Source organism: Coprobacter tertius (genome assembly GCF_024330105.1).
GTDB classification, from domain to species: Bacteria; Bacteroidota; Bacteroidia; order Bacteroidales; family Coprobacteraceae; genus Coprobacter; species Coprobacter tertius.
The window spans coordinates 1-14,405 of record NZ_JANDHW010000011.1 but is presented as its reverse complement, the minus strand read 5'-3'; the positions used below and the strand labels follow the sequence as shown (position 1 = coordinate 14,405).

Below are 14,405 nucleotides of genomic sequence, written 5' to 3'. Positions count from 1 at the left end.
TGAATATATTGTTATTACCGAAAGACTACTAACGAATTAATACCTTTTTATTATGCATAAAGCTGGTTTTGTAAATATTGTGGGAAACCCGAACGTAGGGAAATCGACGTTGATGAATTCCCTCGTAGGCGAACGTATTTCGATTATCACATCGAAAGCGCAAACCACCCGCCATCGAATTATGGGTATCGTTAATACCGACGACATGCAGATCGTGTATTCCGATACCCCCGGAGTCCTGTCGCCTAATTACAAATTGCAGGAGTCTATGTTGAACTTCTCCCAGTCGGCACTCAAAGACGCCGACATCTTATTGTATGTTACCGACGTTGTTGAGTCTCCCGAAAAAAATAAGGCATTTCTCGAAAAAGTGGCGGCACAAACCATACCGGTTTTAGTCGTAATAAATAAGATAGATTTGTTAAAAGACCAGCAGGTACTCGAACAATTGGTTGCCCATTGGTCGGAATTACTGCCAAATGCCGAGATCATTCCGGTATCTGCACAATATAAATTTAACCTCGACTATTTACTGAAACGAATCGAGACACTATTACCGCCCTCCCCTCCTTTTTTCGAAAAAGATGCGCTTACCGACAAACCGGCACGTTTTTTCGTAACCGAAATCATTCGGGAAAAAATATTGCTTACTTACGAAAAAGAAATACCCTATGCCGTAGAAGTGGTGATCGAACAATTCCGTGAAGAGGAAAATTCGATTCATATTATGGCCGTTATTTACGTCGAAAGAGATTCGCAGAAAGGAATTATTATCGGGAAAGGAGGAAGCGCTCTTAAGCGGGTAGGTACACTCGCTCGAAAAGACATCGAAGCCTTTTTCCAAAAACATGTATATCTCGAACTGTATGTAAAAGTAGAAAAAGACTGGAGAAATAAAGAAAATAAATTGAAGAGTTTCGGTTACAAGCTCGACTAAAAATAGACTTACCGAAACCCGGATCATCACGGCTGTGACAGCCGCAAAAAAATTAATAACAAAAAAATTATGGGAAATATTGTAGCTATTGTCGGACGTCCGAATGTTGGAAAATCGACACTTTTTAATCGTCTCACAAAATCTCGGAAAGCGATTGTCAACGAAGTATCGGGAACAACACGAGATCGCCAGTATGGTAAAGTAGAATGGTGTGGGAAAGAATTCTCGGTCATCGATACAGGCGGGTGGGTAGTAAACTCCGAAGATATTTTCGAAGAAGAAATAAATAAACAAGTGGCTCTTGCTATAGACGAGGCCGATGTTATACTCTTTGTAGTAGATGTCATGACCGGAACTACCAATCTCGACGATCATGTAGCTGAAATTTTAAGGAAATCGAAAAAGCCGATCTTTCTTATTGCCAATAAGACCGATACCAATGAGTTGCAATACAATGCTGCTGAATTTTATCGTCTCGGGTTAGGTGACCCATGGTGTATTTCGGCCATAAACGGATTCGGAACCGGAGATTTGCTCGATGAAGTCATTGCCAAATTCCCGGAAAAAGAAGAGGAAGTCATCGAAGAAAATATCCCTCGTATTGCCGTAGTAGGACGTCCTAACGCCGGAAAATCATCGATCATCAATGCCTTTATCGGAGAAGAACGCTATATTGTTACCGATATTGCCGGCACGACACGGGATTCGATTTTTACCAGATATAATAAATACGGTTTCGATTTTTATCTGGTAGATACTGCCGGTATTCGCAAGAAGGGAAAAGTAACCGAAGACATCGAATATTATTCTGTTATCCGGTCGATCAGGGCCATCGAAAGTTCCGACGTGTGTATTCTTATGATAGACGCCACACGAGGTATCGAAAGTCAGGACCAGAATATTTTCTCTCTTATCCAAAAAAACAAAAAAGGGCTGGTTGTATGCGTAAACAAATGGGATTTGGTAGAAGACAAATCGAATAAAGCGATTAAAACATTCGAAGATGCGATTCGCGAACGCTTCGCACCCTTCGTCGATTTCCCGATCGTGTACACTTCGGCCCTTACCAAACAGCGCATTTTCAAAGTCCTCGAAATGGCTTCTATGGTATATAAAAACAGACATAACCATATCCCGACAGCAAAACTCAATGAAGAAATGCTCCCGTTGATCGAGAATTTCCCTCCCCCTGCACACAAAGGAAAATACGTAAAGATAAAATACATTACCCAAATCAAAGGCTCTTATGTACCTACATTCGTATTTTTCTGCAATCTGCCTCAGTGGGTAAAAGAACCGTATAAGCGGTTTCTCGAAAACAAGATCAGAGAAAAATGGGACTTTACAGGAACCCCTATAAACATCTTTATGAGAGAAAAATAAAATATGCCATAAATAAAAAAGTCCCGAGTTAAAATATTTCGGGACTTTTTATTTATACACTTAATAAGAATAACAGTACAAAAGGCAGATAATCTTTAAGATCCTCACGTAAACGCTTAAGGATCTGACATATTCTGTAATTTACCGTTTGTGGAGAAATATTTAACCGGCTCGCTATTTCCTTATGAGTAAGGCCATCTATTCGATTCATGTCGAATGTAATCCTGAATTCTTTAGGCATTTTATTCAAAGCATTCGAAAAAAGAGCCATTAATTCATTTTCTAAATAAAAATCGGGGTCGTCGAAAATCTCCTCGTAACGAGCGATCATATCTTGCATCACTTTGCTTTTCATCGATTCATGAGCTTGTCGGTTTAAAGCCTTATTTTTCACAATTGTAAATAAAAGTGACTTCAAAGACATTTCTGGTTTCAGATCCAAACGGTTCTCCCATAAAAACAACATGGTATCCTGCACAATCTCCTCGGCTTCATGCAACGACACATATTTGTTAGCAAAAAGGCATAATCCTTTAAAATAAAATCGGTATATCAGCTCAAAACAGGATTCGTCGCCTCTTCTTATAGCCTTTATAATTGGTTCGTTATAATTTATTATATCCTCTTTTTGCTGTAAATCCATATTTTATATAATATCCACATATATAATTCAAAGAAATCAAATATTAATTATAAGTAAAAAAATAGCACAATAATTATTCGTAAAAAAGGATAAAAATAATTTTTAGATTTTACTATCTTTGTCATTATTATGCTTATTGATTTTCGATTCTTACACATGAAAATAGATGAAAATATTCTGACCGGATACCTGACCGGATCCTTAGATAACGAGACAAAAAAAAAGGTCGAAGAATGGTATTATGCCTCGAAAGAGAATAAAGAAATTCTCGACCGGCTATATTTCACACTACGCGTCGCCACCAATGCGGCTTCAACGGACAAAATAGACACTGTTTCGGCTCTGAATGCATTGAAAAAAAAGATCAGAAACCGCAATCCGAAAAAATAAAAGATTTTTTCCGATCGCGATATAGCTTATCTGTTGCTATCCGGTTATTATTTTAGATATATCTGTAATCACCCCTTACTCCTACAGAAAATATTATTTACCACCCTTCTATTTCTTATCGGGCAACAATGCACTCTTTTGCCTATTTTCAAGTAGTTTTTACACATAATCACTATACTGCTTAATAAAAATATTCATTTACGGTTAGTATATTCATTAGCTGAAATGTAATATATTAAAGGAGGTATCCTTTGCCGGGTAATATCCATGACAAACGTTATTTAATTTGATGAATTGTTCGCTTGTATGAAACAAGAAAAGAGTTGTTAACCTGCCAGAAACACAAAATTTAATGAATAAATAATATCCTCAGAAAACTATGATAAACCAAACCAGCCACTTTTTAATTAAACAACAATTTTATGAAAAAGAAAACCTTACTGAATGCCTATGCGATAACGGTTTCAAGGAAATGGTTATCGTTTAAGTTCGGGGCAATATTGTTTTGCCTTTTTTGCAGCATTTCCGCATTTGCTAATACCGGCACGATACCCGATACGGGGGAAAACGCATCTCAGTCGATACAGCAAACCCGAGAAATTAAAGGTACTGTAATCGATCGTAACGGAGAACCCGTGATCGGGGCTAACGTTTCGGTAATTGGTACTACAACCGGAGTAAATACCGATATAAACGGTAATTTTACCCTGAATGTCAAACCGAACGATGTTTTAAAAATCTCTTTTATCGGTTACAAACCGCAAAATATCATGATTAAAAATCAATCCGAATTGCGGATCGTACTTACCGAAGACGACAAGCAGCTCGGTGAAGTCGTGGTAACAGCCATGGGTATAAAACGGAAATCGGAAACCTTGGCCTATGCAGCTGATGTTGTCGGGGGTAAAGACGTAAACGACATCAAAAGCATTAATATGATCAACTCGTTGCAAGGAAAAAGCGCGGGCCTAATCATTACGCCGAACTCCACCGGCGCCGGAGGTGCGTCTAAAATATTACTTCGGGGAAACAAATCTATTAACGGAAATAACCAGCCCTTGGTAGTTGTCGACGGTGTACCTCTCATGATGAATATAACCGGTACGCAGGTGGATAATAATTACGGAGGACAAAGGGACGGAGGCGATGCTATGTCGACCATCAATCCCGACGACATCGCATCGATTACATTACTGAAAGGTGCCTCTGCCGCAGCATTGTACGGTGCTGTTGCTGCTAACGGAGCAATCATGATTACAACCAAATCGGCACAAGCCGGGAAAGTAAGCATCAATGTTTCCAGTAACACGACGATCGAAAATCCGATGGTACTTCCCGAATTCCAGAATAGTTACGGAGTAAGCAATAACGGAACCTACAGTTGGGGCGACAAACTCGATACGAAAGCGCCCAACTACCTCAAAGATTTTTTCCGTACCGGTGTGACAACCAATAACTCGATTGCCCTGAATGGAGGGAACGAAAATATACAAGCTTATTTTTCTTACGCCAACGTGGCATCCAACGGCATTACTCCCGAAAACAACTACATGAGCCATACGTTCAATTCTAAAGTCGGTTTCAATCTGTTTAAACAGATACATGTAGATTTTAACGCGAAATACGTCAACCAGCATGTGAAAAACCAACCCGCATCGGGTTATTTATGGAATCCCCTCACCGGGGCCTATCTTTTCCCCCGAGGTGAAGACTGGAACGGATATAAAAACCAGTACGAGGTATACGACCCTGCCCGAGGAATTAAAGTACAAAACTGGACAAACACGGGACAGCAGCAATTCGGTAATCCTTACTGGGTACTTAATCGCATGACTCCCATATCGGATCGTAACCGCTACGAATTCGGCGGATCGGTTACGTGGGATATTACCAAAGACCTGAACATCGGGGGACGCCTCAAATACGAAAAAGGAGACGAGCATTTCGTACACAACGCTTATGCGTCGAGCGTCGGAAACCTCTATCCGATGGGACGCATGAAAGACAATCGTTCTTCGAGCGAACAATTATACGGAGACGTGCTGGTAAATTACAGTCATAAATTCAATGAAATCTCTCTGTCGGCAACCGCAGGATCGAGTTTTACACAAACCCAAACCGTCTTTAACGAATTGTGGGGAGAAGGTTCGCAATTCCAGATGAACGATGGAAAACCCAGCGGAAATATTTACTACCCAAATATCTTTACTCCCAACAACTACTATAGCAATATAGCCCGGATCGGAGAAAAATGGCAGACCAAAAAACGCATTAATTCGGTATTCGCCACAGCGCAAATCGGGTATCACGACGGATTATTCCTCGATCTTACGGCCCGTAACGACTGGTCTTCGACACTTGCATTTACCGACGACGTATCCTTCTTCTACCCGTCGGTAGGAGGAAGTTTTCTGCTCAATAAATTTGTCGATATGGGAGAAAAGGTAGACCTCGTGAAATTCAGAGCCTCTTATTCTATCGTAGGTAACGATGTCCCCCTGTATGTAACCAACCTGTTATATACCCTCGGCGCCAATGGTGAGCTAACGCCTCCCGAAAAAGCTCCCTTTAAAACATTGAAACCCGAAAAAACAAACTCTTTCGAAGTCGGGTTCGACGGTACCTTCCTCGATTACCGGCTTAATGTAAGCTTTACTTATTATAAGAGTAATACCCGAAACCAATTCTTCGCTGTTTCAGCGCCTTTCGAAACCGGACTTCGCAGCCGGTACGTAAACGCTGGAAATGTACAGAACCAAGGGGTTGAAGCGACTGCAGGATGGATATCTCAGTTTACCCCCAATTTCAGTTGGAGTACCGACCTGAATTTCTCTTATAACGATAATAAAATCATAGAACTGGTAGATGAACTGCCCAACGGACTGGAAATAAAGAATTTCGGGGGAGCCAGTGTACGACTCACCGAAGGAGGAAGCTATGGCGACTTATACGTGAGACAACTGAAGCGCGACGAAAACGGTAAACCGTTGATGAACGATAAAGGCGAGCCCATTCTGGGTGGCGACGCGACAGCCGACCTGAAATATGTGGGTAATATGAACGCGAAAGTTAACATGGGTTGGAACAATACGTTCCGCTACAAAGATTTTACCCTTTCGTTCTTAATCGACGCGAAATTCGGGGGTAAAGTACTCAGTATGACCGAAGCCACATTAGACGGCTGGGGTGTATCCAAACGTTCGGGTGACGCCCGCGATAACGGTGGAGTTACCGTCGATGGTGTTACATTCGATCCGCAGAAATACTACAGTACCACCGGCAATACCAATTTCAACAGTCCTTATGCCGTAGAGAATTATGTATATGACGCGACAAATATTCGGTTGAGAGAAATGTCGTTCGGTTACACCTTCCGTAATCTTTTCGGTATAGGAAAGAACCTCACCGCGGCTATTATCGGAAGAAACCTCTTTTTCTTCTATAAAAAAGCGCCCATGGATCCCGATATTTCGGCCAGTACTCTTAACGGTATGCAGGGAGTGGATATGTTCTCGCTTCCTACCTCCCGCAGCTTCGGACTTAATATAAAATTAAACTTTTAATATCGATAAATCATGAAAAGAAATAAAATCCTCCGATATACGCTTCTGCTCGTTTTTGCCATTGGCGGCAGCAGTATCCTGACCGGTTGCACCGACGATTTCGAAGACATGAATACCAATAAGGTTCAAGTAGATCCCGACGATCTGCCGTTCAGTTCGCAGTTTATGACTCCTATGACCTATTGTTACCCGCCGCAACAAAACCGTTTTCAGTTTTGGACCAACCTGAGTATCGATTACTACGGTGGGTATTTCATGACGCCGAACGGAAACTTTACAAACGGCGATTACGGAGAAAACAGAGGACACAGCGGCGGTATGGGCGAAGTATATTATTTATATATCTTAAACAATACTTCCCGCCTGATAAAATCGTGTGAACAGCAAGGATATAACGGTCTGGCCGGTGTCATGCGCATCGTACAAGCATACGGAACTCAGATGATGACCGATACCTACGGTCCCATCGCGTATTCGTCGGTAATTAACCAGACGCCTTCCACATCGACTTTCCCGTACGATAAGCAGGAAGATATTTATAACAGTATGTTTACCGACATCGATAAAGCCATCGCCGATATAAAAGCCACCACTTCAACCGAAGAATTAGGTATTTTAAAAGCTGCAGATTATTGGTGCGGTGGAAATAAAGACCTGTGGTTAAAAGTGGCGAATACATTGAAACTGAGATTGGCCATGCGTATCGTGAAAGTAAAACCTCAAATAGCCGAAACAAAAGCGGTAGAAGCAGTAACCGACGGCGTACTTACCAGTGCCGACGGGGATATTACGATAAACAAGAATCTCGAAAACGAACTCTGGCTGATGTTCGACTGGGGAGATTGCCGCTTTAATGCCAGCTTGGTAACGATGATGACAGGATTTAAAGACCCGAGACTACCCCTATACATGACGAAAAATATAAATGCGGTCATGAAACTCGACGCAAAGCCTGATCCGGATACCGGAAAGTACCAAAAATCAGATACTCTGGTTGAAAAAGGAACAAAATATTTGGGAATACGTATAGGCAGTGGATTACCCCCCAAACCAAATCCGTGGAGCAACTTCTCGGGATGGTTACCGGCATCGTCATATACCATGCCGTTACCCATTATGAAAGTAGCCGAGGCCTATTTCTTACGGGCAGAAGGAGCCCTGAGAGGCTGGAATATGGGAGGTACGGCAGGAGATCTGTACAATGAAGGTATCAAAGTATCTTTAAATAACGAACTCAAATACCGAGGTTCTTATGCCGGTATTACCGCATATCCTCCAAGCGCGGTTACCGATTATATCAACGGCACTACAGGCCAGGATAATTATGTGGATCCCGTGGATGACAATCTTAGCATAAATGCATTAAATACTCTCGGTGTAAAATGGGACGAAGGGGCATCGAACGAAGAAAAATTGCAACGTATTATTACGCAAAAATGGTTGGCGCTATTCCCCTTATCAAATGAAGCATGGGCCGAATATCGCCGTACCGGATACCCGAAACTTTTCCCCGTTAAGTTTAATGAGAGCAATGGCGCTGTAAATACCGACAAACAGATACGTCGCTCAATCTACGGCGGTAACGAATACAATACCAATGAAGCTGAATTACTGAAAGGAATTGAATTATTGAATCAGGAAAATTCCGATTCGGAATTCAGTGGCGATAAAGGAGGTACACGAGTTTGGTGGGATCGTGCCGACAAAGGAAATTTCTGATTCTATCCGAATAATAAAAAAAGCTGTAGATATCTACAGCTTTTTTTGTTATTTAAAATTTAAAAATCCTATATCTTTAAAAACATTATATCTCACATGTTGACAAGGATTCGATCATTTTATGTTAAAAAAGAATAGAGCAGCTCCCTCCCGGAACCACTCTATCAACATCCTTTTTTTGTTATCTTCGCTCAAATTACTCAGCTACAACAGCAGAGTCGGCAACAACAGCGGCACTGTCAACAGTAGCTGCAGAATCAACAACAACTTCTTCTTGTACAGATACAGAGTCGATCATTACAGAATCAGATGTAGAAGCGTTGCCTCCAGTTTTAGATGAACAAGCTGCAAATGACATAGCAAATGCAACAGCGAAGAACAAGACTAACTTTTTCATTTTCTTTAAATTAAATATAAAACAATAAATTATTGCTTCAAAAACGACTCAAAGGTATGCATTATTTTTTAATGTTATGCTTTATAACAGATTTTTTTTTCGAAAAAGTTCATTTTTTTTTCAGGTAAAGATAAAATCCTCTTTTACCGAGTATAAAGATACCTTTTTATACTTCTTTTAGGTGTTTTTTCGAACTCTGTCGGATACAATTGAATCGAAGTAATATTCTCAAAAGGAGCAACTTCTTTATTCAGATTTTTTCTTATTTCTTCCATCGCTACAGGCAGATCCTCATTCGCAATACCGTAATCATCTACAGCTTCATAATCGGGATACACGAGCGCCACGAGTTTTCCATCTCTTTCTACCACGAGACTCTCGAGGATAAAAGGCATATTATTCAATTTTGCCTCTATGGCTTCAGGATATATATTCTGCCCGTTCGGACCCAGAATCATCGTTTTATATCGGCCTTTAATAAATATGGTATCATCTTCGCTTATAGTTCCCATATCCCCGGTATGTAGCCAACCGTCGGCATCGAGCACAGCATCGGTTGCATCCTGATTCTTATAATAACCTTTCATTACGTTTTCACCTTTTACGCAAATCTCACCAGGGATATTATAAGGATCATCCGAGTCGATACGCACTTGCATATAACCTTGCAGAATACGCCCTGAGGAGGTAGGTACAAACTGAGTATAATGAGTATAACTAATAAGAGGGCCGCATTCAGTCATTCCGTAACCCACGGTGAACGGAAATTTTATTTTATATAAAAAAGCCTCCACTTCCTGGTTAAGCGGGGCACCCCCTACGATGACCTGTTCGAAACGGCCACCAAAAGCATCGACAAGTTTTTTCCGTACCTGCGAATAAATCTGACTATCGAGGATAGGCACATTTAATGCCCACTTCAACGACCGTTTATTCAACATAGGCATAATTTGCTTTCGATATATCTTTTCGAGAATAAGCGGAACACAAATAATGAGATTGGGCTTTACTTCTTCCAGCGCCTTCAACAAAATTTTGGGTGAAGGAATTTTTCCCAGTAAAGTGATATGAGTACCTACAGCTAACGGTACCAGCAAATCGAAAGCACAACCGTAAGCATGCGCCAGCGGTAAGAATGACAAACATTTACTTCCTCTGAAATGCAAACCCGAATCGATACCGAACATCACGTTACCGGCAAGATTATTACCCGTAAGCATAACGCCCTTACTGAATCCCGTCGTCCCCGACGTATAATTTATCAAGACGACTTTATCATTATCTAAATCGGCATATTTTACATCATCGGGAGCAAAGCCTTTTGGGTATTTCGCTTTAAAATATCGATCGATATCGGTAAGGTCTTTTGCGATTTTTTCACCATCGCGCTGATCGAGACAACTGAAATCCGATAGAGAAATCGCAGCTCGTAAATGTCCGAGTTTTTCTACTTCGACATTCTCCCAAATAAGATCACCGAGAAATAAAAGAACCGAATCGGAATGATTGACAATATGATGTATATCATTCGCATTGAAATCTTGCAATATGGGAACGACAATACCTCCATAAGTTATTACCGACATAAATGCGATACACCATCGCGGTGTATTACGACCTACGATAGCAATTTTATCACCCCGCCGTATCTGGCAACGCTGATACAAAATATGCAATCGAGCGATTTCTTCAGCTACCTGGCGATACGTAAAGGTTTCCCGCGTATTATAATCGGTGAGAGCGGGAAAGTCCCAACTCTCTTTAAAACCTTTCTCGTAAATCTTAATAAAATTCTCCCCTACCATATGTATGTTACAAATTTAGGTTACTATTACAAATATAACCATTAAGATTGTAATTTCTCATATAATATCCCAAAGGAATGTTATGAAAAGAAGTAATATAAGCTAAAATCACTAACTTTGTGTTTTCATATAATCGATCCTTTACATCAATAAATGACAGATAATAATATATTCGAGAACAAAACGGCTGCCTATTATACCTTGGGGTGCAAACTTAATTTTGCCGAAACTTCAACCATCGGCAAAATACTCGAAGAAAACGGGATACGTAAAATTCATCCGGGAGAAAAAGCGGATATTTGCATTGTCAATACCTGTTCGGTAACCGAACTGGCCGACAAAAAGTGTCGCCAGACAATACGGCGTATCGCTAGGCAACATCCCGACGCATTTATTGTCGTCACCGGTTGTTATGCCCAATTAAAACCCGAAGAAATAACTCATATCCCCGAAGTCGATCTGGTATTAGGTGCCGAACAAAAACTGAATATTCTCAACTATCTCGGTGACTTGCATAAAAAAAATGACGGAAGCACGATCATTACTACAAAGAGTAACGATATCAAGTCTTTCAGTCCTTCGTGTTCACGTGGCGACCGTACTCGTTATTTTCTGAAAGTACAGGATGGATGCGATTACTTCTGCACATACTGTACGATTCCCTTTGCAAGAGGAAGAAGCCGTAACGGATCTATAGCCGACATGGTAACTCAGGCAAAACAAGTAGTCGCAAACGGTGGAAAAGAAATCGTACTCACCGGAGTCAACATCGGAGATTTCGGACAATCTACTAACGAAACGTTTTTCGATCTCATAAAAGCTCTCGATCAGGTAACAGGTATCGAAAGGTACCGGATATCATCGATTGAACCGAATCTGCTTACTGATGAAATAATCGATTATGTCGCGATTTCGCATCGATTTGCACCTCATTTTCACATACCGCTTCAGTCGGGAAGCGATGAAGTACTCAAACTCATGCACCGCCGATACGATACCGCATTGTTTGCTGACAAAATTAAAAAAGTAAAACAAACGATTCCCGACGCATTTATAGGTGTTGATCTTATCGTTGGAGTTAGAGGTGAGACCGAAGCATTATTCGAGGAGGCGCACCGTTTCGTTTCCAGCCTCGGTATATCCCAATTGCATGTATTTACTTACTCCGAACGCCCCGGCACGCAAGCACTCAAAATAGAGCATGTTGTTTCTCCTGAAGAAAAACACGAACGTTGTCGACGTATGCTCGATATCTCGGTCGATAAACTACATGAATTCTATCGTTCTCAACAAGGTAAAATACGACCTGTCTTATTCGAACATCCAAAGAAGGGATTGCCGATGCATGGCTTCACCGACAATTATATACGGGTAGAATTACCTTATGATAAATCACTGGTAAATGAAACACGCCATGTAGTTTTAGGCGATTTCAACGAAACAGGAGATGCCTTACTTTGTTCAATCGTAAACTGACAAGGTTATATGAAAAAAGAAACAGTCGAAAATATCCTATATTCTCCGCTCTACCTTTATTTCTGGTTGCACGCACTTCTTCCGTTGCAAATACTTTATGTATTCTCCGATATTTTATTTTATCCCCTTTATTATATCGTTCGGTACCGTCGAAAAATAGTATTCGAGAACATAAGAAACTCGTATCCCGAAAAAGAGATAAAAGAAATACGACGTATGGAAAAAGCATTTTACCATCACTTTTGCGACTACATTGTAGAGACCATAAAGCTATTACATATTTCCGATGATGAAATGAGAAAAAGAGCTCGTTTCTTCGATACCGATAAATTCGACAAAGCGACGTCAGAAGGTAAATCCTGCCTCGTTTATTTAGGACATTACGGAAACTGGGAATGGGTACCGTCAGTAACATTATGGATGAAAAACTCGTCATCGGTCGTTTCAGCTCAGATATACCGGCCACTCAACAATAAATGGTTCGACCGTTTTTTCCTGAAACTCCGTAGCAGATTCGGTTCCTACTGTATTCCCAAACAAGATACGTTACGAGAAATAATACGGTTTAAACGTTCCGGGAAGCCCTCGATAACAGGGTTTATGGCCGACCAAACACCCTCACCGGCTAACATTCATTACTGGACAATTTTTTTAGGACAGGATACTCCGGTTCTCACTGGAGTAGAGAAAATAGCACGTAAGGTAAATTTTCAGGTCTTTTATTTCGATGTTGAAAAAGTTAAACGGGGTTATTATAAAATAACAATTCGCGAGGTAGAATTGGAACCTGACAAAACCGAAGATTTCCAGATCACCGAAAAGTATGTCCGTATGATGGAAAATACCATAAACAGAGCTCCCGAATACTGGCTTTGGACACATAAACGTTGGAAACATAAAGCGCTGCATCATATCCATAAAACTCATTAAAGATTTTTACTTTGAAAAAAGTCGCTGTCGTCATATTAAACTGGAACGGTCTCAAATTAATGTCTGAGTACCTACCCTCTGTTTACAGGAATACCCCATCCGAAATGGCAGATGTCGTAGTCGCCGATAACGGTTCCGACGATGGTTCCGTACAATGGGTGCGACAACATTTCCCGCAAGTAAGAATCATTGCATTCGATCGAAATTACGGATATGCCGAAGGGTATAATCGGGCTTTGTCTATGCTCGATGAAGAATATGTCGTTTTACTAAATTCCGACGTTGAGACTCCCGAAAATTGGTTGGAACCGATGGTTGCATTCATGGATAAGCATTCCGATATTGCTGCTTGTCAACCCAAATTACATGCTGTTCGTAATAAAAATTATTTTGAATATGCCGGTGCGGCCGGGGGCTATATCGATCGATTAGGCTATCCTTTTTGTCGGGGACGCATATTCGATACGGTTGAAGAAGACAATGGACAATACGACACAGTTACCGATATTTTCTGGGCTACCGGAGCATGCCTGTTTATTCGACGAGAAATTTATATAGAAGCCGGAGGTCTCGATCCGTTTTTCTTCGCCCACATGGAAGAAATAGATCTTTGCTGGAGAATACATCTTTTAGGAAAACGTATCGTAACAGTTCCCGACAGCATCGTTTATCATCTCGGAGGGGCAACTCTCGATACTTCGAATCCCCGAAAGACGTATCTGAATTTTAGAAACAATCTCTTAATGCTTCACAAAAATCTTCCGGTTAAAGAAGGTCGGAAATTGCTTTTTACACGTCGCTTATGGGACACTGCCGCTATGTTGATGTTCTTACTGAAAGGAGAATGGAAAAATGTAAAAGCGATATGGAAAGCTCATTGTGATTTTCGCCAAGACAGGAAAAAATATACCCGCCATCCCCAGAAAAACCTATTAAGAGTTTTTCCCCAGACAAATAGAAATATCACTATCGACTATTTCTTAAAACGAAAAAAAGTGTACTAATTCTCCCCGAGACTATTAAAAGGCATAATCAGGATTTTTTGCATCCAGTAAACATTACAGGCTCTTTTTTTTTGAAAAGTAAACGGTCGAATGATAATCCAGGAAAATAGGATTTCTATCAGAGAGCGCAGATAAAAAAAATAAAGGAAGTAAAGCCG

Annotated in this window: 11 protein-coding genes; 8 read left to right on the top strand and 3 right to left on the bottom strand. The window is 40.8% G+C overall.

The genetic code is table 11. The annotated features are described in order from the left end of the window. Positions 1 to 52: 52 nt before the first annotated feature. Complete coding sequence (gene era / locus NMU02_RS10625; protein WP_255027870.1) at positions 53 to 937, top strand: GTPase Era; 885 nt, start codon at positions 53 to 55, stop codon at positions 935 to 937. A gap of 69 nt (positions 938 to 1,006) precedes the next feature. Beyond that, entirely contained in the window at positions 1,007 to 2,320 is a 1,314-nt protein-coding gene (der, locus tag NMU02_RS10620; RefSeq protein ID WP_255027869.1) for a ribosome biogenesis GTPase Der, read from the top strand. Between the two features lie 52 nt (positions 2,321 to 2,372). Here the strand turns inward: der and NMU02_RS10615 are convergent, their stop codons facing one another. Then, entirely contained in the window at positions 2,373 to 2,963 is a 591-nt protein-coding gene (locus NMU02_RS10615; RefSeq protein ID WP_255027868.1) for an RNA polymerase sigma-70 factor, read from the bottom strand. 156 nt (positions 2,964 to 3,119) lie between these two features. Here NMU02_RS10615 and NMU02_RS10610 point away from each other — a divergent pair, with 156 nt between their 5' ends. From NMU02_RS10610 to NMU02_RS10600, 3 genes are all read left to right on the top strand, one after another. Further along, on the top strand, positions 3,120 to 3,353 hold the full coding sequence (locus NMU02_RS10610; protein ID WP_255027867.1) for a hypothetical protein: 234 nt from the start codon (positions 3,120 to 3,122) through the stop codon (positions 3,351 to 3,353). A gap of 422 nt (positions 3,354 to 3,775) precedes the next feature. After that, positions 3,776 to 6,916, top strand: coding sequence for a SusC/RagA family TonB-linked outer membrane protein (locus NMU02_RS10605; RefSeq protein WP_255027866.1), 3,141 nt, complete (start codon positions 3,776 to 3,778; stop codon positions 6,914 to 6,916). Between the two features lie 12 nt (positions 6,917 to 6,928). After that, complete coding sequence (locus NMU02_RS10600) at positions 6,929 to 8,635, top strand: SusD/RagB family nutrient-binding outer membrane lipoprotein (protein ID WP_255027865.1); 1,707 nt, start codon at positions 6,929 to 6,931, stop codon at positions 8,633 to 8,635. 196 nt (positions 8,636 to 8,831) lie between these two features. On the opposite strand, the gene NMU02_RS10595 is transcribed toward NMU02_RS10600, so the two are convergent. Beyond that, a complete protein-coding gene (locus NMU02_RS10595) occupies positions 8,832 to 9,032 on the bottom strand; it encodes a PG1828 family lipoprotein (protein WP_255027864.1) in 201 nt (66 codons plus the stop codon). A 143-nt stretch (positions 9,033 to 9,175) separates the two neighbouring features. Continuing rightward, positions 9,176 to 10,837, bottom strand: coding sequence for an AMP-binding protein (locus tag NMU02_RS10590; protein WP_255027862.1), 1,662 nt, complete (start codon positions 10,835 to 10,837; stop codon positions 9,176 to 9,178). A 153-nt stretch (positions 10,838 to 10,990) separates the two neighbouring features. Here NMU02_RS10590 and mtaB point away from each other — a divergent pair, with 153 nt between their 5' ends. Genes mtaB through NMU02_RS10575 form a run of 3 tightly spaced genes read left to right on the top strand, consistent with a single transcriptional unit; the run spans position 10,991 to position 14,247 of the window. Next, positions 10,991 to 12,313 (top strand): tRNA (N(6)-L-threonylcarbamoyladenosine(37)-C(2))-methylthiotransferase MtaB, encoded by a 1,323-nt coding sequence (gene mtaB, locus NMU02_RS10585; protein ID WP_255027861.1) that lies wholly within the window; start codon positions 10,991 to 10,993, stop codon positions 12,311 to 12,313. Positions 12,314 to 12,322: 9 nt separating this feature from the next. Further along, positions 12,323 to 13,243: a lysophospholipid acyltransferase family protein gene (locus NMU02_RS10580; RefSeq protein WP_255027859.1), complete on the top strand. Its 921-nt coding sequence runs from the start codon at positions 12,323 to 12,325 to the stop codon at positions 13,241 to 13,243. A gap of 11 nt (positions 13,244 to 13,254) precedes the next feature. Continuing rightward, on the top strand, positions 13,255 to 14,247 hold the full coding sequence (locus tag NMU02_RS10575) for a glycosyltransferase family 2 protein (RefSeq protein ID WP_255027858.1): 993 nt from the start codon (positions 13,255 to 13,257) through the stop codon (positions 14,245 to 14,247). The last annotated feature ends 158 nt before the right edge of the window (positions 14,248 to 14,405 follow it).

Excerpts from the sequence above, each read along its gene's own strand:
- NMU02_RS10580 (WP_255027859.1), top strand. The coding sequence starts at position 12,323 with ATGAAAAAAGAAACAGTCGAAAATATCCTATATTCTCCGCTCTACCTT.
- NMU02_RS10605 (WP_255027866.1), top strand. The coding sequence starts at position 3,776 with ATGAAAAAGAAAACCTTACTGAATGCCTATGCGATAACGGTTTCAAGG.
- NMU02_RS10590 (WP_255027862.1), bottom strand. The coding sequence starts at position 10,837 with ATGGTAGGGGAGAATTTTATTAAGATTTACGAGAAAGGTTTTAAAGAG.
- mtaB (WP_255027861.1), top strand. The coding sequence starts at position 10,991 with ATGACAGATAATAATATATTCGAGAACAAAACGGCTGCCTATTATACC.
- era (WP_255027870.1), top strand. The coding sequence starts at position 53 with ATGCATAAAGCTGGTTTTGTAAATATTGTGGGAAACCCGAACGTAGGG.
- NMU02_RS10615 (WP_255027868.1), bottom strand. The coding sequence starts at position 2,963 with ATGGATTTACAGCAAAAAGAGGATATAATAAATTATAACGAACCAATT.
- NMU02_RS10600 (WP_255027865.1), top strand. The coding sequence starts at position 6,929 with ATGAAAAGAAATAAAATCCTCCGATATACGCTTCTGCTCGTTTTTGCC.
- der (WP_255027869.1), top strand. The coding sequence starts at position 1,007 with ATGGGAAATATTGTAGCTATTGTCGGACGTCCGAATGTTGGAAAATCG.
- NMU02_RS10610 (WP_255027867.1), top strand. The coding sequence starts at position 3,120 with ATGAAAATAGATGAAAATATTCTGACCGGATACCTGACCGGATCCTTA.
- NMU02_RS10595 (WP_255027864.1), bottom strand. The coding sequence starts at position 9,032 with ATGAAAAAGTTAGTCTTGTTCTTCGCTGTTGCATTTGCTATGTCATTT.